This window comes from Paraburkholderia sp. MPAMCS5 (genome assembly GCF_036016995.1).
Lineage (GTDB): Bacteria > Pseudomonadota > Gammaproteobacteria > Burkholderiales > Burkholderiaceae > Paraburkholderia.
In genome coordinates, this window is record NZ_JAYXBK010000003.1 from 335,989 (window position 1) to 354,990 (window position 19,002).

17 protein-coding genes and 5 tRNA genes are annotated in these 19,002 nt (G+C 64.3%); 8 read left to right on the forward strand and 14 right to left on the reverse strand.

Going from position 1 to position 19,002, the window contains the following annotated elements; all coding sequences use genetic code 11:
• Positions 1-2: 2 nt before the first annotated feature.
• Positions 3-812, forward strand: coding sequence for a bifunctional hydroxymethylpyrimidine kinase/phosphomethylpyrimidine kinase (thiD, locus tag VOM14_RS09035; protein WP_327628373.1), 810 nt, complete (start codon positions 3-5; stop codon positions 810-812).
• 10 nt (positions 813-822) lie between these two features.
• Here thiD and VOM14_RS09040 read toward each other — a convergent pair whose 3' ends face one another.
• The 4 genes from VOM14_RS09040 to tsaB are packed head-to-tail and all read right to left on the reverse strand — an operon-like array spanning position 823 to position 4,289.
• Positions 823-1,869 carry a DUF1853 family protein gene (locus tag VOM14_RS09040; RefSeq protein ID WP_442955526.1) on the reverse strand — a complete coding sequence of 349 codons (1,047 nt, stop codon included), beginning with the start codon at positions 1,867-1,869 and terminating at the stop codon, positions 823-825.
• Complete coding sequence (locus VOM14_RS09045; RefSeq protein WP_327628374.1) at positions 1,866-3,008, reverse strand: uracil-DNA glycosylase; 1,143 nt, start codon at positions 3,006-3,008, stop codon at positions 1,866-1,868. The genes VOM14_RS09040 and VOM14_RS09045 overlap by 4 nt, the downstream gene beginning before the upstream one ends.
• Positions 2,995-3,489, reverse strand: coding sequence for a ribosomal protein S18-alanine N-acetyltransferase (gene rimI / locus VOM14_RS09050; protein ID WP_327628375.1), 495 nt, complete (start codon positions 3,487-3,489; stop codon positions 2,995-2,997). The genes VOM14_RS09045 and rimI overlap by 14 nt, the downstream gene beginning before the upstream one ends.
• Positions 3,486-4,289: a tRNA (adenosine(37)-N6)-threonylcarbamoyltransferase complex dimerization subunit type 1 TsaB gene (tsaB, locus tag VOM14_RS09055; protein WP_327628376.1), complete on the reverse strand. Its 804-nt coding sequence runs from the start codon at positions 4,287-4,289 to the stop codon at positions 3,486-3,488. The genes rimI and tsaB overlap by 4 nt, the downstream gene beginning before the upstream one ends.
• A gap of 214 nt (positions 4,290-4,503) precedes the next feature.
• Between tsaB and VOM14_RS09060 the strand changes: the two genes are divergently transcribed.
• From VOM14_RS09060 to aceA, 3 genes are all read left to right on the forward strand, one after another.
• Positions 4,504-4,773, forward strand: coding sequence for an acyl-CoA-binding protein (locus tag VOM14_RS09060; RefSeq protein WP_327628377.1), 270 nt, complete (start codon positions 4,504-4,506; stop codon positions 4,771-4,773).
• A 406-nt stretch (positions 4,774-5,179) separates the two neighbouring features.
• Positions 5,180-6,796, forward strand: coding sequence for a DEAD/DEAH box helicase (locus VOM14_RS09065; protein WP_327628378.1), 1,617 nt, complete (start codon positions 5,180-5,182; stop codon positions 6,794-6,796).
• Between the two features lie 429 nt (positions 6,797-7,225).
• The gene (gene aceA / locus VOM14_RS09070; RefSeq protein ID WP_327628379.1) at positions 7,226-8,533 is read left to right on the forward strand and encodes an isocitrate lyase; all 1,308 of its coding nucleotides are present in this window, start codon (positions 7,226-7,228) and stop codon (positions 8,531-8,533) included.
• A gap of 262 nt (positions 8,534-8,795) precedes the next feature.
• Here the strand turns inward: aceA and VOM14_RS09075 are convergent, their stop codons facing one another.
• Together VOM14_RS09075 and VOM14_RS09080 are read right to left on the reverse strand one after the other, a co-directional pair.
• Positions 8,796-9,230 carry a universal stress protein gene (locus VOM14_RS09075; protein WP_327628380.1) on the reverse strand — a complete coding sequence of 145 codons (435 nt, stop codon included), beginning with the start codon at positions 9,228-9,230 and terminating at the stop codon, positions 8,796-8,798.
• A 154-nt stretch (positions 9,231-9,384) separates the two neighbouring features.
• Positions 9,385-10,287: a LysR family transcriptional regulator gene (locus tag VOM14_RS09080; protein ID WP_327628381.1), complete on the reverse strand. Its 903-nt coding sequence runs from the start codon at positions 10,285-10,287 to the stop codon at positions 9,385-9,387.
• 148 nt (positions 10,288-10,435) lie between these two features.
• Here VOM14_RS09080 and VOM14_RS09085 point away from each other — a divergent pair, with 148 nt between their 5' ends.
• Positions 10,436-11,287, forward strand: coding sequence for a (S)-2-haloacid dehalogenase (locus tag VOM14_RS09085; protein WP_327628382.1), 852 nt, complete (start codon positions 10,436-10,438; stop codon positions 11,285-11,287).
• Positions 11,288-11,377: 90 nt separating this feature from the next.
• Entirely contained in the window at positions 11,378-12,979 is a 1,602-nt protein-coding gene (aceB, locus tag VOM14_RS09090; protein ID WP_327628383.1) for a malate synthase A, read from the forward strand.
• A 132-nt stretch (positions 12,980-13,111) separates the two neighbouring features.
• Here aceB and VOM14_RS09095 read toward each other — a convergent pair whose 3' ends face one another.
• On the reverse strand, positions 13,112-13,513 hold the full coding sequence (locus VOM14_RS09095; protein WP_327628384.1) for a gamma-glutamylcyclotransferase family protein: 402 nt from the start codon (positions 13,511-13,513) through the stop codon (positions 13,112-13,114).
• Positions 13,514-13,655: 142 nt separating this feature from the next.
• Here VOM14_RS09095 and VOM14_RS09100 point away from each other — a divergent pair, with 142 nt between their 5' ends.
• Complete coding sequence (locus VOM14_RS09100) at positions 13,656-14,570, forward strand: AraC family transcriptional regulator (protein ID WP_327628385.1); 915 nt, start codon at positions 13,656-13,658, stop codon at positions 14,568-14,570.
• A 16-nt stretch (positions 14,571-14,586) separates the two neighbouring features.
• Here the strand turns inward: VOM14_RS09100 and VOM14_RS09105 are convergent, their stop codons facing one another.
• The 7 genes from VOM14_RS09105 to gltX form a co-directional block, all read right to left on the reverse strand.
• Positions 14,587-15,051: a GNAT family N-acetyltransferase gene (locus VOM14_RS09105; RefSeq protein ID WP_327628386.1), complete on the reverse strand. Its 465-nt coding sequence runs from the start codon at positions 15,049-15,051 to the stop codon at positions 14,587-14,589.
• A 152-nt stretch (positions 15,052-15,203) separates the two neighbouring features.
• Positions 15,204-15,280 (reverse strand) — tRNA-Asp (locus VOM14_RS09110).
• Between the two features lie 83 nt (positions 15,281-15,363).
• A tRNA-Glu gene (locus tag VOM14_RS09115) sits at positions 15,364-15,439 on the reverse strand.
• Between the two features lie 61 nt (positions 15,440-15,500).
• Positions 15,501-15,577 (reverse strand) — tRNA-Asp (locus VOM14_RS09120).
• A gap of 103 nt (positions 15,578-15,680) precedes the next feature.
• Positions 15,681-15,756, reverse strand: a tRNA-Glu gene (locus VOM14_RS09125).
• A gap of 177 nt (positions 15,757-15,933) precedes the next feature.
• Positions 15,934-16,009: transfer RNA gene (locus VOM14_RS09130), tRNA-Ala, on the reverse strand.
• A 126-nt stretch (positions 16,010-16,135) separates the two neighbouring features.
• Positions 16,136-17,545, reverse strand: coding sequence for a glutamate--tRNA ligase (gene gltX, locus VOM14_RS09135; protein ID WP_327628387.1), 1,410 nt, complete (start codon positions 17,543-17,545; stop codon positions 16,136-16,138).
• A 401-nt stretch (positions 17,546-17,946) separates the two neighbouring features.
• On the opposite strand from gltX, the gene VOM14_RS09140 reads away from it, so the two are divergent.
• On the forward strand, positions 17,947-18,903 hold the full coding sequence (locus VOM14_RS09140; protein ID WP_327628388.1) for a patatin-like phospholipase family protein: 957 nt from the start codon (positions 17,947-17,949) through the stop codon (positions 18,901-18,903).
• The last annotated feature ends 99 nt before the right edge of the window (positions 18,904-19,002 follow it).

Here is a 19,002-nt window from a genome sequence, read left to right on the forward strand (position 1 = left end):
CCATGACTCAACCGATTCCCAACGTGCTGACCATCGCCGGTTCTGATTCCGGCGGCGGCGCAGGCATTCAGGCCGATCTGAAGGCGTTCTCGGCGCTCGGCGCGTATGGTGCGAGCGTGATCACCGCGCTCACCGCGCAGAACACACGCGGCGTCACCGCGATTCACGCGCCTGATGCGGGTTTCATCACCGCACAGCTCGACGCGGTGTTCGACGATATCCGCATCGACGCCGTGAAGATCGGCATGCTCGCGAACGCGTCGATCGTGCGCGCGGTCGCGCAGGCGTTGCGCCGCCACCAGCCGAAGCACATCGTGCTCGACACGGTGATGATTTCGAAGAGCAATCATGCGCTGCTGCTTCCTGATGCGGTCGCCGCGCTGCGCGAAGAGTTGTTGCCGCTCGCCGATCTGCTGACGCCCAACCTGCCTGAAGCCGCCGCGCTGCTCGACGGCGCGCAACCGGCCGCCGACGAAGCCGCGATGGTCGAGCAAGGCGAAGCGCTGCGCGCGCTGGGTGCCCGCGCGGTGCTGATGAAGGGCGGCCATCTGAGCGCCGTCGAGAGTCCAGACTGGCTGGTCCAGGAAAGCGGCGCGCTGCGCCTTGGCGGCCCGCGTGTACCGGTGAAGAACACGCACGGCACGGGCTGCACGCTTTCATCGGCGATTGCCGCGCTGATCCCGCAACGCGACGATCTCGCGAGCGCGGTTGCCGATGCCAAGCAGTATCTGACCGGCGCATTGCAGGCGAGCGACCGGCTGGATGTCGGCAGCGGCGTCGGGCCGGTGCATCATTTCTACCGCTGGTGGTAGGGTCGCGGCGCTACTGCCGCGCGTAGTTTCGCGCCGCGTCGGGCCACTCGTCGGGCACGATGAAACCGCGCGAGCGCTCCACAAGATCGCCCGCGTGGTTTTCGGCGAACGAGACGACCATGGCGGGAGCAGCTTGATGCGCGGTTTGAGCAGCGAGCGTTTGTGCATCGACCGAAACCGGATTCTGCGCCACGTCCTGATCTTGCCGATCTTGCCCATGACGCCTCGGCGCGAGCCATTCCAGCCGGGGCAGCGTGCGCCAATGGCGCGCATGCGTCGCCGCGAACGCCGGCCATTCGCCGCGTGTGACCCACCAGCCGCGGCCATGCTCGGGATCGAGTTCGGCGGGCTCGGCGAGCGCCTCGCCCTTGCGGTAAAACAACCAGCCTTTGACGAACATTTGCGGCGTCCACGGTCCCGGATATCCGGCCGACGCGAAATCTTCCCGCGCGCTCAACGGCAACTGATGACTCAGCAGATGAGCGAGTTTGAGATCGAAGCGGTCTTTCAGATTCGGGCCGACGTAGCTGGATAGCTGCGTCGGAAATGGTGTCGATAACGGTGTCGATAACGGCGAAGCCGGGCGCTCGCCGGCATGCAGATAGCACTTCACCGCCAGTTCCCAGTGCAGCCGCGCGCCCTCTCGCGTGCGCACCAGAAAATCGCATTCGCCGAGCGTCACGCCCGCCCGCCGCAGCGGCACCCCAGCCGCGACGAGGCGCACCGCCGGCCCATGCGTAAGGAACCAGCCGAGCAGCCGCTCGGCGTAGCGGCCAAGACGCGTGATGCGCGTCGCCGCGAGATCGTGATGCAGCGGGTCAGGCGCGGCGTCGAGCGCGCGCAGCCACTCGACGGTCGCGGCAAGTTCGTTTGGCGTTCTGAACGGCGTGGCGAGCGCGCCCACCGGAGGTTGCGCACGCAACAGATCCGCGCTCAGCAGCAACCACGCGAGATCGCGCACGGCACTGTCGCGCAGCGTATCGAGCAACGTACACAGGATGCTGGCTTCGACGCCCGGCGCGTCGGACGCACACGTCGCCGGCCCGTCCGACGTCACCGCTGGTCCGCGTCCGACGGAGCGCCGCCCGCCGCACGCCACGTATCGCGCGCGAGGCACAGGTCGACCCAGGCCTTCGCCTTGTCAGGCAGGCTGCGCAGCAGATAGGCCGGGTGATAGGTGACGATCACCGGCACGCCTTCGTATTCGTGTACGCGGCCACGCAGCGACGAGATGCTCGCGTCGGTCTTGAGCAGGCTTTGCGCGGCGAAGCGGCCGAGCGCGACGATCAGCTTCGGCTTGACGAGCGCCACCTGACGTTGCAGGTACGGCTCGCAACGCGCGACTTCGTCCGGTTCGGGATTGCGGTTGCCGGGCGGCCGGCACTTGATGACGTTCGCGATATACACGTTCGCGTCGCGCGCCAACGTCAACGATCGCAACATGTTGTCGAGCAGCTTGCCGGCCTGGCCGACGAACGGCTCGCCGACGCGGTCTTCGTTCTCGCCGGGCGCTTCGCCGATCAGCATCCAGTCCGCGTTGCGGTCGCCGACGCCGAACACGGCCTTCGTGCGCTTCTCGCACAGACGGCAGCGCTCGCACGCGGAAACGCGCTCGTTCAACGTATCCCAGTCGAGTGTGTGGATGGCGGGCGCGGCCGGCATGGAAGCGTCGGCATCGCCCGGCGGATAGAGCGGCAGATCGTCGAACCAGGCGAAGCCGTCGTCAGGCGGGGCATCGAAAGAGGCTGGCTCGGACGCGTGCGGAGACGGCGCAGTGTGCGGATCGCGGCTCCCGGCAGCGGGTTGCATGCGTGGTTGCGGCTGTGGCGGCTGCGGTGAGTGCCGGGATTGTGGCGGCTGGGGTGATTGCGCTGATTGCGCCACTTGCGCCGCAGGCCGCGCGCGACGCGCTTCCTGCCCGGCTTCCTCGCCGAAGCGCGCCGGCTCCGTCTTCTCCACGCGATCGCGCGTTGCAGCCGGTTCAGGCGTCCGAGTCGCGCGTGCAACAGGCCCATGCGTTTCCATTTGCGCGTGCGCGGCATCGCCGGCGTGGCGCGTCGGCTGAGGCGCGCCGACCGGCGCGGCCTCCTGCTGCACGCCGGCTTCGGCGGCCGCTTCCGGCGCGGGCGTCATCCCGCGACGCACCCAACGCGTCGCGAGGCCGAATTCTTCCAGTACCGATTCATGCAGCGCCATCTGCGCCCTCCCTGGCAAAAGCAAAACGCATCACGATGGCGTCCTCCCGGCTGCGATGCCGCGCCGGATAATAGTTCTTGCGCCGGCCAATCGACGCAAAGCCGAAGCGCTCGTAAAGCCGGATCGCGCGATGATTCGACGGCCGCACTTCGAGCAGCAGGCCGTCGAGCTTTTCGGCGTGGGTAATGCGCACGGCTTCGCGCAGGAGCGCAAGCCCGGCGCCCGCGCCTTGCGCCGCGGGCGCGACGCACAAATTCAGCAGATGCATTTCATCGACCACCGGCATCAGCACGCAATAACCGAGCAACGTGCCGGTGACGTGCCGCAAGCACACGCCGAAATAGCCGTTGCGCAGCGAGTCGCCGAAATTGCCGCGGCTCCACGGGAATTCATAGGCGAGCTTTTCGATGGCGGCCACTTCGTCCAGATCGCCTTCGGTCATGGGCGACATGTAGCGGTCCGCCAGCAGCACGCCGCTCATTGCCGGCCCTCACCGGGCTGCGCCGCGCCGTGGGCGAGCGTCGCCGCCTGCTCCACCTTCGCGGCTTTGTCAGCGATGCGCTCGGCCGTGGTCTGCGCGACCTTGTTGCGCACGTACTCGGGCGCGGCCTGGTCGGCAGGCACCGTGCGGCCGGCGTGAAACGCGCGCAACGCGGCGTACGCGAGCGGCAGCGCATGCGGCAGTGCTTCGTGATCGACGGTTCGGGCGGCGGCCGCCGCCGGCAGCCGCGAGCCGAAGGCCGCAGCCGCGTTACCGGCCAGCGTGAACAGCTCGTCGGGCAAAATCAGCCGGGCGGGTGCATCGAGCGATGCATCGTGAATCACGCGCCATTCGTGCTGCGCGTCGTCCCACGCGTAATCGGCCCAATAGATCTCATCCATGCGGGCGTCGAGCGCGGCCAGCACGCGCGTGGCCGACGGATCGCGCCAACGCACGCTTTCCGCGCACACCAGCAAGGTGCTGACCGGCACGACCGGCAAATCGAGCCCGAACGCGAGACCTTGAGCGACGCCGGTTGCCGTTCGAAGACCCGTGAACGAGCCTGGCCCGGAACCGAACGCGATTGCATGGCAGTCGGCCAGCGTCAGGCCGGCTTCGTCGAACAGTTCGCGGATGGCGGGCAAAAGCCGCGTGCTGGACACGGCGCCTGTTTGCTCGTGACGAACCCACGTGCGCGCTTGCGCACAGGCTGGGTCCGCTGCGTCGACGGTGGCGGACAGAAGCGCCACCGAGCAGAATTCGGTGGAGGTATCAAGGGCAAGAAGCACGGTTTGAGTCATGGACCGTATTGTAATCGGCGCCGCGCGCGCGGACGCGGTTTGGTCATTGGGGATTGCCCCGGCGCTTCGAACACGTGCGTGTCGGGTTCGGGGTCGGGTTTGGGTTCTCCACTCCCGCGGCCGGCCTTCGTTTGGAATAAGCCCTCGGGCACGCCGGCGCATGCAGTTGATATGATCGTCGGCCACTTAACCCATTCGCCGGAGAGCGACGACGATGAGCGACCTCAATACGCAATTCACCCAGGCCCAGGAAGACGTCAGGCAACTGCCGGAGCGTCCGGGCAATCTCACGCTGCTGCGCCTCTATGCGCTCTTCAAGCAGGCAAGCGAAGGCGACGTTCATGGCGAGAAGCCGGGCTTCACCGACATCGTCGGCAAATACAAGTACGACGCCTGGGCCGCGCTCCAGGGCACAGCCCAGGAAGCCGCAAAGCAGCAATACGTGGATCTGGTCGAATCGCTGAAGAGCGGCGCGGCGGCCTGACGCAGCACGTGGCGACTCCGGCGGCCCCACGCGGGTTCCGCTCTAGGAATTGTCCTAACAGTGGCGCAGTGCAACAAAACCCTATACAATGCTGCCTGCGCTTCACTGCTTTGCCCGGCTTTCGTAAGCGGCCTTTGCGGCGCAGCGCCTCGTAGCGTTTAGCTCCAATCCAGTTTAGAACCTGTCCCCTCCTGCCTAGCCCTCTTCGGGCGATCATGTCCCAGGCTGGCGGCAAGCCATTTTGGCGTGTCGCATCCGATACAGCTTCTAACGAAAAACTCGCCTTCATTGTTGCGAGTTGCCCCCGTTTTTCGATTTGCTCGCTGCTTCTTTGCTCGCTGAATCCGACGACTTGGGTATGCCGATTGGCGCCGACGTTTTAATTCCCTGTGTTTTAAGGATTCACATGACTTCGAGCAATACCTCCAGCAGCCCGTTGAACGCCATCGCCGACCAGGCCCTCGGTTTCGCCGACGCTCCCGCGCAAGCAGCCGCCGCTGCCGCGCCGGCCGTTGCCGCTGAAACCGCCGCGCCCGCTGGCCCGACGTTCGCGTCGCTTGGCCTGTCCGCGGATGTCGTCTCCGCACTGACCGCCGCTGGTTATCAGAACCCGACGCCGGTTCAGCAACGCGCCGTGCCCGCCGGTATCGCCGGCCGCGACCTGCTGGTGTCGAGCCCGACCGGTTCGGGCAAGACCGCGGCGTTCATGCTGCCGGCCATCGAACGTTTCTCGCAATTGCAGAAGGCGCAAGCCAGCCAGCCGCGTGAGCCGCGTCCCGCCGACGGTGGCCGTGGCCGCCGCCCGCAACCGGTTGCCCGTCCGACCATGCTGGTTCTGACGCCGACCCGCGAACTCGCCATGCAGGTGACCACCGCCGCCGCCACGTACGGCAAGCATCTGAAGCGTCTGCGCACCGTCAGCATTCTGGGTGGCGTCGCTTACGGCCAGCAATTGATGCTGCTCGCGAAGAACCCGGAAATCCTGGTTGCCACGCCGGGCCGTCTGATCGACCACCTGGAGCGCGGCCGCATCGACCTGTCGCAACTGCAGATCCTCGTGCTCGACGAAGCCGACCGCATGCTCGACATGGGCTTCATCGAAGACATCGAAACGATCGTGGCGGCCACGCCGGACACGCGTCAAACCATGCTGTTCTCGGCCACGCTCGACGGCAAGATCGGTTCGCTGACCGGCCGTCTGCTGAAAGATCCGGAGCGTATCGAGATCGTTCAGCGCATGGAACAACGCACCAACATCGCGCAAACCGTTCATTACGTGGACGACCGCGATCACAAGGACCGTCTGCTCGACCACCTGCTGCGCGCCGACGGCCTCGACCAGGCTATCGTGTTCACGGCAACCAAGATGGACGCCGACCAGCTGGCCGGCCGTCTGGCCGACGCAGGTTTCGAATCGGCTGCGCTGCACGGCGATCTGCCGCAAGGCGCGCGTAACCGCACGATCCGCGCACTGCGCGAGCGCCGCGTGCGCGTGCTGGTCGCAACGGACGTCGCCGCTCGCGGTATCGACATTCCAGGCATCACGCACGTGTTCAACTACGACCTGCCGAAGTTCGCTGAAGACTACGTGCACCGCATCGGCCGTACCGGCCGCGCGGGCCGCTCGGGTGTCGCGGTGAGCCTCGTGCATCACGCCGAACAAGGCGCATTGAAGCGTATCGAGCGCTTCGTGCGCACGCCGCTGCCGGTCAACGTCGTCGAAGGCTTCGAGCCGCGCAAGGCGGCTCCGTCGGGTAATGGCCGTCCTGGCTTTGGCGGCCGCGGCCGTCCGGGCGGCGGCAACGGCGGCCGGCGCTTCGGCAGCGGCTCGGGTAAGCCGGGCAATGGTGGCAATAGCGGTTCGCGCAGCGGTAACGGCGGCGGCTGGGCCGGCAAGTCGGGCAGCGGCTCGCGCGAAGGCGGCTACGGCGGCGGCTCGCGTGAAGGCTACGGCGGCTCGCGCGACGGCGGCTACGGCGCACGCCGCAGCGACGGCCCGCGTACGGCGCGCCGCGGCAGCTAAGCCGCTCGCCGACAAGCGCATCAAAGCAACTTCGGAAGCAGAAGAAAAGACCCGGACGGCCCCTCGCCGTCCGTGGATCGAAATGAAAAACCGGCGCCCTCGCGCCGGTTTTTTTTCGCCCGCAGTTCATCTCGCTCACATTTCACGATGTGGAAAATTTTTTTGCGTCGTAAAAAATCGTGCTGCAAGGCACAAAGCGGGCCATTGCAAGATGGAAAAAATCGTTTCTTGATGTGAAACGAATATCGCAATGCATTGATTTTACAAGAAAATAATTATTAGAAAAACGCGTACGCCGCGCTATTGCGCATTCATGGATTTGCCTAGACTCTTATATAAGACTTCACGAAACGAAACGCCTTTTTTGAGGCCGGCCGCTTCGACGAAGGCAGAGTCCACCATTCATTTCAGGCAACCAAGGAGAACACCATGACGACGCGCGAAGAACAAGCCCGCCAACTTCAACAGCAATGGGACACCGATCCGCGCTGGAAAGGCGTCAAGCGCAGCTACACCGCAGAAGACGTGATCCGTCTGCGCGGCTCCGTCCAGGTCGAACACACGCTCGCAAAGCGCGGCGCAGAAAAGCTCTGGCACAGCGTGAACACCGAGCCGTTCGTCAATTCCCTCGGCGCGCTGACCGGCAACCAGGCGATGCAGCAGGTCAAGGCCGGCCTCAAGGCTATCTACCTGTCGGGCTGGCAGGTCGCGGGCGACGCGAACGTGGCCGGCGAAATGTACCCGGACCAGTCGTTGTATCCGGCGAACTCGGTGCCGCTCGTCGTCAAGCGCATCAACAACACGCTGACGCGCGCCGACCAGATTCAATGGTCGGAAGGCAAAAATCCCGGCGACGAAGGCTATATCGACTACTTCGCGCCGATCGTCGCCGACGCTGAAGCCGGTTTCGGCGGCGTGCTGAACGCATTCGAACTGATGAAGGCGATGATCGAAGCCGGCGCCGCGGGCGTGCACTTCGAAGACCAGCTCGCGTCGGTGAAGAAGTGCGGCCACATGGGCGGCAAGGTGCTCGTGCCGACGCGCGAAAACGTCGCGAAGCTGACCGCCGCGCGTCTCGCCTCGGACGTGTCGGGTGTGCCGACCGTCCTGCTCGCCCGCACGGATGCGGAAGCCGCCGACCTGATCACGTCCGACGTCGACGAAAACGACAAGCCGTTCCTGACCGGCGAGCGCACTGTCGAGGGCTTCTATCGCACGAAGCCGGGCCTCGAACAGGCTATCTCGCGCGGCCTCGCCTACGCGCCGTACGCCGACATGATCTGGTGCGAAACGGGCAAGCCGGACCTCGAGTTCGCGAAGAAATTCGCCGACGCGATCCACAAGGAATACCCGGATCAACTGCTGTCGTATAACTGCTCGCCGTCGTTCAACTGGAAGAAGAATCTGGACGACGCGACCATCGCCAAGTTCCAGCGCGAACTGGGCGCAATGGGCTACAAGTTCCAGTTCATCACCTTGGCCGGCTTCCACGCGCTGAACTACTCCATGTTCAACCTCGCGCACGGCTACGCCCGCAATCAGATGACGGCGTTCGTCGAGATGCAGCAGGCCGAATTTGCCGCCGCCGAAAAGGGCTTCACCGCGGTCAAGCACCAGCGCGAAGTGGGCACCGGCTATTTCGACGCGGTGACGCAAACCGTGGAACGCGATGCATCGACGACCGCGCTGCACGGCTCGACGGAAGACGAACAGTTCTTCGACAAGAAAGTCGCGTAACGGCCTCTCGCGGCCCGATCGCAAAGACGAAAGGCAGACATGCGGCGAAAGAACGGCGCAGCGGTTGCGCCGGGAAGCCGCCGTCACAGGGAGGAGCCCGCCATCGGCGCAACGGCGCACCGGCACAACATGTCGATGGCGGGAATCCTAAGAAAAAGTTGGGCGCTGCGCGGCAGGTCAGCGCAACGACGTTGTGCGGCGAACGGAAAACGCGCCGGCCTGATCGCCGGCGCGTTTTTTTGCCCAGCCGGCGACAGCGGGATCAGCGGTACACGAGCACCGGAATTTTCGTATGCGTGAGCACGCGCTGCGTTTCGCTGCCGATCAGCAAACTGCCGAGACCGCGCCGCCCGTGCGAAGCCATGAAGATGACGTCGCAACCGCCCCGCTCCGCCGCTTCGATGATGCCGAGATACGGCGCCGGATGCACGCTGGTGCGGCTGTCGACCACGACGCCCACGCGGCTCGCGGCAAACTCCACTTCACGCAGATGTTCGCGCGCCTCGCGCTCGCTGCGTTCGAGGAATTCCGACGGCGGTTCGACCGCGATGTCGGAGAACGGCGCGTACGGATATTGCGGCAGACACGCATACGCGGTGACGCGCGCCCCGACCGCCTGCGCAAGGTCAATCGCGCCGGCGATCGCCTTGCGCGAGAGGTCTGAACCGTCGGTCGGAACGAGAATGTGCCTGAACATTGAGCCTCCGTATCCGTGTCAGTCGCGTGTAGGCGTGTAGGTGGTGCAGCTCGCGTGTTCGTTTCTGCCGCCTCAAAACGATTGTAGGACGCGAAGACCCGCCCCAAACGGCTATTGAGGGTCTGTCCGAATATCGAAAACCCGTTGCGCGGCGTCAGCCCCAGTAGTCCGAAAGGCCATACGTATGCTTGAGAAAGTCGAGAAAAAGCCGCACCCGCAGCGGCAAATGGCGGCGTTGCGGAAACACTGCGTGGATGCCGATGGGCGGCGCGGCGAACTCGTCGAGCACGGTCACGAGACGTCCCGCCGCGATGTCCGCGCCGACTTCCCACCACGAGCGCCACGCGAGGCCGTGGCCTTCGAGACACCATTCGTGCAGCACCGCGCCGTCCGAGCATTCCATCGTGCCGGACACCTTGATCGACACGACCTTGCCGTCCTGCTGGAACATCCAGCCGCGCTGCTGGTTGGCGCTCGCGCCGAGCGCGAGGCAGTTGTGATGCACGAGGTCCGCGAGGTTGTGCGGCGCGGCGCGCCGACTGAGATATGCCGGCGCGGCGACGCACACGCGCCGGTTTTCGCCGAGCTTGAGCGACACCAGCGACGAATCCGGCAATTCGCCAAGCCGCACCGCGCAGTCGAAACCTTCGTTGACCAGATCGACGAGCCGGTCCGACAGATCGAGTGTGATGGACACATCCGGATGCGCGACCGTGAAAGCCGGCACCAGCGGCGCGACGTGCCGCCGCCCGAAACCCGCCGGCGCGGACAGCCGCAGATGGCCGCTCGCCTTGACGCCGCCCGCCGACACGCTCGCTTCGGCGTTCTGCATGTCGTGAATGATGCGCTGGCAGTCTTCGAGAAAGGCCGAGCCTTCGAAGGTCAACGTGATCTTGCGCGTGGTGCGCACCAGCAGCTTGACGCCGAGGCGCTCTTCGAGCGCGTCGATGCGGCGGCCGATGATCGCGGGCGCGACGCCCTCGGCGAGCGCCGCGGCCGACAGACTGCCTTTGGCCGCGACGGTGACGAAAGTCTCGATCTGCTTGAAACGGTCCATGAACAGTGGCGCCGCGTGTGCGGCAAAGTGGCCGATGGGCGTCAGATTAGGTGCATGAAAGTAAAAGATCAAGTGATCTTTAGCCTCTTTTTTAGCGTGAAGCAGCGGTAATACAATCCATCCTGACCTCTGACAGGAGCGCACGGCAATGTCGGCCACAACGACACTTTTCCCAAAAGCAGTGATTTTCGACGCCTACGGCACGCTTTTCGACGTGCATTCGGTGATCGCTGCCGCCGAGCAGATCTTCCCCGGGCGCGGCGACGCGCTTTCGCAGTTGTGGCGCCAGAAACAGATCGAATACACGCAATTGCGCACGCTGGCTGATGCCGGCGGCGCCGCCTCGCATTACCGTCCGTTCTGGGACATCACGCTCGACGCCCTGCGCTTCTCAGCCAGAAAGCTTCAACTGACGCTCGGCCGTTCGGCCGAAAAGCGTCTGATGGACGAGTACGCGTGCCTCTCCGCCTTTCCGGATGCCGCGCAGGCGCTGCGTCTGTTGCGCGACGCCGATGTGTCCGCTGCATCGAAGGCGGGCGCGGCATCCGTCCTGGCTGCTTCATCGGCTGGCACGCCGCGCGGCGCGCGGCCCGGTCTCGCGATTCTCTCCAACGGCAATCCGCAAATGCTCGACGTCGCCGTGAAGAGCGCGGGCATGAGCGGCCTTTTCGACCACGTGCTTTCCGTCGACGCCGTGCGTGCGTATAAACCGTCGCCCGCCGCTTATGCGCTCGGCACACAGGCCTTTGGCGCGGAACCGCGCGAGATCGTGTTCGTGTCGTCGAATGGATGGGACGTGGCCGGCGCGACGTGGTTCGGCTTCACTACATTCTGGCTGAACCGGCAAAACGCGCCGTTCGAGGAACTGGGCGCGACGCCGCACGGCATCGGCGCGAGCATGAGCGACCTGCTGACTTTTCTGAATTCCAAAGCATCCACCGGACGCGGGAGCCGCGCCGGCGCCGGAGGAAGCCGCACGCGCCACAGCCCTGGCGCGTGAGGCCGCTTCCATCACTGAACGATCGTCTCGATCCACACCAACCGCATTTCAACTTTGCATCTTTGCAATCTGACCGACCAAGGAGAAAACATGGCGAATCCGCTGTCATCGTTGTCGCTGCCGCAGGGCATGGAAATCACCGCCGAGATCAAGCCAGGCTTTGAAGCGATTCTCACGCGCGAGGCGCTCGAACTCGTCGCCGCGCTGCATCGCACGTTCGAGCCGCGCCGTCAGCAGTTGTTGCAGGCGCGCGCGGAACGCACGAAGCGGCTCGACGCGGGCGAGCGTCCCGACTTCCTCGCCGAAACGAAAAGCGTGCGCGAAGGCGACTGGACCATCGCGCCGCTGCCGCAGGATCTGCAATGCCGCCGCGTGGAAATCACCGGTCCGGTCGAGCGCAAGATGATCATCAACGCGCTGAACTCCGGCGCGGATTCGTACATGACCGACTTCGAAGATTCGAATGCGCCGAGCTGGGACAATCAGATCACCGGCCACATCAATCTGAAGGACGCGGTGCGCCGCACGATTTCGCTGGAGCAGAACGGCAAGTCGTACAGGCTGAACGACAGGATCGCCACGCTGATCGTGCGTCCGCGCGGCTGGCATCTGGACGAAAAGCATGTGAAGGTGGACGGCAAGCGCGTGTCGGGCGGCATTTTCGACTTCGCGCTTTTCATGGTGCATAACGCGAAGGAACTGGTCGCGCGCGGCTCGGGCCCCTACTTCTATCTGCCGAAAATGGAGAGCCATCTGGAAGCGCGTTTGTGGAACGACATTTTCGTCGCCGCGCAGGAAGCGCTCGGCGTGCCGCGCGGCACGATTCGCGCGACCGTGCTGATCGAAACCATTCTCGCCGCCTTCGAAATGGACGAGATTCTGTACGAGCTGCGCGAGCATAGCTCGGGGCTCAACGCCGGCCGCTGGGACTACATCTTCTCGGCGATCAAGAAGTTCAAGGCCGACCGCGACTTCTGTCTCGCGGACCGCTCGCAGATCACGATGACGTCGCCCTTCATGCGCGCCTACGCGCTGTTGCTGCTGAAGACGTGCCATCGGCGTAACGCGCCGGCCATCGGCGGCATGAGCGCGCTGATTCCGATCAAGAACGATCCGGCCGCGAACGACAAGGCCATGGCCGGCGTGCGCTCCGACAAGGCGCGCGACGCCGGCGACGGCTACGACGGCGGCTGGGTCGCGCATCCGGGCCTCGTGCCGATCGCGATGGAAGAATTCGTCAAGGTGCTCGGCGACAAGCCGAATCAGATCGGCAAGCAACGCGACGACGTGCTCGTCACCGCGACTGACCTGACGGACTTCCGCCCGGAGGCGCCGATCACCGAAGGCGGTTTGCGCAACAACATCAACGTCGGCATTCACTACCTGGGTTCATGGCTCGCGGGCAATGGCTGCGTGCCGATCCACAACCTGATGGAAGATGCCGCCACCGCGGAAATTTCGCGCTCGCAGGTATGGCAATGGATTCGCTCGCCGAAGGGCACTCTCGACGACGGCCGTAAGGTGACCGCCGAACTCGTGCGCGAACTCGCCGCGCAGGAACTCGACAAGGTGAAGCAAGCTGTAGGCGGCGACACGAAACCGTACGAACGCGCCGCGCAAATCTTCGAGGAGATGTCGACGTCCGAGCAGTTCACCGACTTCCTGACGCTGCCGCTTTACGAGGAAATCTAAACAACGAGGCTCGAGTCGCCACGGCGACCGGGCGCACAGATTGACCGGCCGCACGGCCCGACGGGCGTAAGCCCGAGGGGCCGTTTTTTTGTGCCGGCCTGATTGTCGCGTTTGCCGCGTTTGTCGCGGCGATCAGCGCGTGCTGCGGTGCTGCACCCAGTCGCCGGAGCGGATTTCGGGCAGCCCCTGCACCGCATTGGGCGCGACCGGATAGAAGCGGCAGTTCACCACGTTGCCGTCCACTTTGACCATCGCCTCGCGCGCGAGAAAACGGTCTTCGACGCCGGGGTACACGGCCTCGATTTCGTCGAGTACGGCGACGAGTTCATCGTCGATCTCGTAGACGTCGCCTATGACGTCCACGCCCTGATCGTCGATCACGAGCCCCGGATACGAGCCGAAGTCGAATAGATGGCCGCGAATCGTGGCCGTACCGAGCAGATTCGGCTCGGCGATCTCGTTGCGCGCCGCGGCATCGCGGATATCGTTCACTTCGCCCGCTCGCAGCGTGCCGTAGACAAAGACGGTTTGCATCGTCGTGTGCGCTCCTTGATAGGTGGTGGGTCAATCGGGACATTATGCAACGTCGAAAAGCAGGCAAGCTCTACAATGAGAATCCGCCCGTAGCCGGCGGGTTCCAACCCGCAGTGTTTCGTTTCGTGGATCGACCTTCGCCATGACTTCGCCCGTCGGCTCGGACACATCGAGCTTCGTCAGCTTGACCGACACCCCGCCCGAATTCCAGCCGAATGACGCACATCCGATTCGCGTGCGCTCGCGGCCCATGCCGCTGGGCTCGCACTTCGCGCGTCACGCGCATGCGTGGGCGCAGGTCGCGTATGCGCCGCGCGGCGTGCTGCGGGTCGCGACAACCGGCACGACGTGGATGGTGCCGCCCTCGCGCGCGATCTGGGTGCCGCCGCATGTCATGCATGAGGTCGTCGCGGTCGAAGACGCATTCCTGCGCACGCTCTACATCAGCGAAAAAACCGTGCCCGCCGGCCTCGATACGCCGCGCGTGGTCGAAGTTTCCAATCTGCTGCGCGAAGTGATTGCCGCGCTCGATACACCGGGCATTCCGGCCGCGCGTGAGCAACTGCTCGGCGCGCTCGCGCTTGACGAACTGACACGCTCCGAGCCGCTGCCTCTCTCCGTGCCAATGCCCAACGAAAAGCGCCTGCGCGCGCTGTGCGAAGCCGTGATCGCGGACCCGACGCCGGGCGAATCGCTCGAGCAATGGGCGGCAAGCGTGGGCGCGAGCACGCGCACCATCGCGCGGCTCTTTCGTCAGGAACTCGGCGTGAGCTTTTCGCAATGGCGCCAACAGGCGATTCTGGCACGGGCGATTCCGTTGCTGAGCCAGGGGCGGCCGCTTTCGCATGTCGCGCAGGAATTGGGCTATCAAAGCCAGAGTGCGTTTTCCGCGATGTTTCGGCGCGCTTTCGGCGAGAGCCCGCGGGCGTTTATTGAGCGCGGCTCGGAACATCGGCTGGAAAATGGCGGACGCGCAGACGGCGCGGGTCTGGGCGAAGATGTCGGCGAGCACCCGGCGCGGCTCGGAGAGGATGTGACGAGCGGCGCGGGGCGTTGATTGCCGGCTGCGCAGCTCAAACGCGCCGTGCCAGATGACGGATCGCGCCGAGCTGCGCGAGGCGCGGCCCGGCCAGCTTGTACCCCTTGCGCTGATAGAGCCGCGCCGCGGGGTTATCGACGAAAACACGCAGTTGCAGTTCGCGCAGGCCGCGCTCGCGCGCCCATTGGTGCGAGACGTCCAGCAGATGCGTCCCCGCGCCGAGCCGCCTATAGCCTTCGGCGATCTGGACGTCGCGAATATGCAGGGAATCGCCCTCCTGCGTGATGCGCAATACGCCGATCGGCTTGCCGTCCATTTCCAGAATGAAGTTCTCCGACTCGCGCCAGCTACCGAGAAAGAGATCGCCGCGCCAGACGAGGTGATGCCGCACATAGTAGCCGCCCATGTTGCGATGAGTCAGCGCTTCGGCGAACTCGAAATCGTCCATGTTGGCTTCGCGCAGAACGAACGGTGACGGAGCTTCGGTTGGATCGAACATGGCGGCACGACGAAGAAAAGTCGATTAACGGTAAAGCAGGCCGCGTGCGCTGGCAATGGCTGTTTGTCCCGAGCGTGAACAGGCGGGATGGGGTGGGATCGTCGGCGGAAATAAAAAAAGCCCACTTCTTTCGAAGTGGGCTTTTTCAAATCTGGCGGAGCGGACGGGACTCGAACCCGCGACCCCCGGCGTGACAGGCCGGTATTCTAACCAACTGAACTACCGCTCCAGATTTTCACACCTGGCGAGCAAGCTAGCTAGCTTACTCACCCACTACATCGTTCAACTTCCAACCGAACGACGCCGATGTTTTGGCGTCCCCTAGGGGATTCGAACCCCTGTACTCACCGTGAAAGGGTGATGTCCTAGGCCTCTAGACGAAGGGGACAACGTACTGCTTACACCTTTAATGAAAAAGCCCGTTCAAGTTTGGATGAACGGGCTTTGTCTGGCGGAGTGGACGGGACTCGAACCCGCGACCCCCGGCGTGACAGGCCGGTATTCTAACCGACTGAACTACCACTCCAGTCTTTACACCCTAGCTTGCGAGCGTCGGTTATTTCTCTGCAAGCTGCGCTGCTTTACTGCTAACCGGATAGCAATCCGAACACTAAAGCGACGCTGATGTTTGGCGTCCCCTAGGGGATTCGAACCCCTGTACTCACCGTGAAAGGGTGATGTCCTAGGCCTCTAGACGAAGGGGACATAATCTTTTCAGATCTGTCTTCAACTCGCTGCTGACTGACGCTAACTTGCTGCTTATTCCGCTACAAGCTTGTTTCGTCAACAGCGAAGAACGCTATTTTAAACTACGCAACCGCTGTTTGTGAAGTCTTTTTTGCTACAAGCTCCAGACTTCGGAACGACTTCACTCTGCTCTGATGGTGGAGGTAAGCGGGATCGAACCGCTGACCTCTTGCATGCCATGCAAGCGCTCTCCCAGCTGAGCTATACCCCCTTGCAGAACAGAAACGAGATTCTAGAGGCCAATTTGCGCTTTGTAAATACCCTTTGAGCAAATTGCGTGCGACTTTTTTCTGAAGCCGCACGCAAACCCTCTCAATGGCCGCCGCGAACGCGCTCGTTACGCCAACGCCTTTTCAATACGACCCACGACGACCTCGCGGCCAAACAGCATCAGCACCATATCAATGGACGGCGTATGCGTCGTGCCCGCCACCAGCAGCCGAACCGGCATGGCGAGCTGCGGCATCTTCAGCTTATGCGCGCCGAGCGTCGCCTTCAGCGCGGCGGCGATCGCCTCCTTCGTCCACTCGACCGTCTTTAGCGCGGCAGCCAGGTCGCCGAGCGCCGGACGCACCGCGTCGGTCACATGCTGCGCCAAGGCGTCGGCGTCGGGCGCGGGCGCGCGATAGAACATGGCCGCATTGTCGGCGATTTCTTTCACCGTCGACGCCCGGTCTTTCAGCAAGCCCACCACCGCCGTCAAATCCGCGCCTTGAACAATGGCGGCTTCGTCGATATCCAACTCCGCGAGGAACGGCCGGGCCAGTCCGGCGAGGCGCGCGTTATCCGCTTCCTTGATGTAATGCGCATTGAGCCAGTTCAGCTTGTCGTGGTCGTATTGCGCCGGGGACTTGCCTAGATGCTCGAGGTCGAACCATTCGACGAACTGCTCGCGCGAGAAAATTTCCGCGTCGCCATGCGACCAGCCGAGGCGCGCCAGATAGTTCACCACCGCTTCAGGCAGGAAACCGGCGTCGCGATAACCCGTCACGCTCACCGCGCCATGGCGCTTGCTCATCTTCTCGCCCTGCTCGTTGAGCACGGTCGGCAAGTGCGCATAGACCGGCGGCTCACCGCCGAGCGCGCGCAGAATGTTGATCTGACGCGGCGTGTTGTTCACGTGATCGTCGCCGCGGATCACGTGCGTGATGCGCATGTCCAGATCGTCCACCACCACGCAGAAGTTGTAGGTCGGCGTACCGTCCGGGCGCGCGATCACGAGGTCGTCCAGTTCCTCGTTCGAGATTTCGATACGTCCTTTCACCGCGTCGTCCCACGCCACGGTGCCCGTCAGCGGATTGCGGAAGCGCAGCACCGGCTGCACGCCCGCCGGCGGCTCGGGCAGCACCTTGCCCGGTTCGGGACGCCACGTGCCGTCGTAGCGTGGCTTTTCGCCGGCTTCGCGCTGACGCTCGCGCAGCGCGTCGAGCTCTTCCGTGGACATGTAGCACGGGTACACGAGCCCCGCGTCGTGCATCTCTTTGAGCACTTCGCGGTAACGGTCCATGCGCTGCATCTGGTAGAACGGGCCTTCGTCGAAATTCAGGCCGAGCCATTCCATGCCTTCCAGAATGGCGTTGACGGATTCGGTCGTGGAACGCTCGACGTCGGTGTCCTCGATCCGCAGCACGAACACCCCTTTCATCTTGCGCGCGAACGCCCACGGATACAGCGCGGAGCGGATGTTGCCAAGGTGAATGAAGCCGGTGGGACTCGGCGCGAAACGGGTACGAACGGAGGTGGTCATTAGCGGTTACTCGAAGACGGGCGCCGGCGCGGAACGGACATCGCCCGGAAAGCGCGGCAGCGAACCGCACCCATGCGGCAGGACGCTGCCATGCACGGACGCGAAGGAATAAGCAAGAGCCGGATTATACCTTTCACCGGCGCGCCGCCTGCCCTCGTCCGAATGGTCAGACGGCACGCGTGGGGTGCGCGCGGCCGGCGCCTGTGCAACGTTTCATTACCGGCTGCCGCGCCCGCGCCGCTTTGATTTATGATGTGCGCGCGCCGGGGCTGGAGTCCCGCCACGGCGCATGGAGCCGCCCTCCGCGGTCGCCTTGACCCTTGCCTGATCGCGGCGAAAAAACGGCGCCGATTGCACCTGTTGCATGGAGCGCGCCGCGTACGCCGTTGCTGGAGAAATCGTTGAAACCTTCGTCGCCTCGTCCCGGCCGCCGCAACTTTTCGCTTGCGGCCGCCTCAGCGGTGCTGGCCGCCTGTACCACGGCTGGCAGCAAGCTCGACGGCGCGTCGCCGTCGAACACATCCGCGGCCACGCCCACCACGAACACGCCCCCCGTCAACCGGCAGCGGCCGTTGCGCGTCGCGCTCGCGCTGGGCGGCGGCGCCGCGCGCGGCTTCGCGCACATCGGCGTGATCAAGGCGCTCGAGGCGCGCAATGTTCAGGTGGACCTCGTGGCGGGCACGAGCGCCGGGTCGGTGGTCGGCGCGCTGTACGCGTCGGGCATGAACGGCTTCGCGCTGAACAAGCTCGCGCTCACCATGGACGAAGCGTCGATCAGCGACTGGGCCATGCCGTTTCGCACGCGCGGCTTTCTGCAAGGCATCGCGCTGCAGAACTATCTGAACACCACGCTCAACAATCGGCCCATCGAAAAAATGGTCAAGCCGCTCGGCGTGGTCGCCACCGACCTCAGGACCGGACAGCCGATCCTGTTCCAGCGCGGCAATACCGGCATCGCGGTGCGTGCGTCGTGCAGCGTGCCGTCGATTTTCGAGCCGGTGAAAATCGGCGGCCACGAATATGTCGACGGCGGCCTCGTGAGTCCGGTGCCGGCCTCGTTCGCGCGCAAGATGGGCGCGGACTTCGTGATCGCCGTGGACATCTCGCAACGCCCCGAAAGCGGCCTCACGGTCAGCTCGTTCGACGTGCTCATGCAAACCTTCACGATCATGGGCCAGACGATCAAGGCCTACGAACTCGACAAATATGCCGACATCGTCATCCGGCCGAATCTGGCGGCCATGAGCGGCAGCGACTTTTCGCAGCGCAACGCGGCGATTCTGGCCGGAGAAGAAGCGGTCGCGAAGATCATGCCGGAGTTGCAACGCAAGCTGGCGGCGAGCCGCGCGGCGGCATAAGTCGCGGCATAAGTCGCGGCATTAGGCACGCTCTGGCTGCCTGCGAGAGTGTCCCGCCAGCAACGCAAAAAAGCCTGCTTCTTTCGAAGCAGGCTTTTT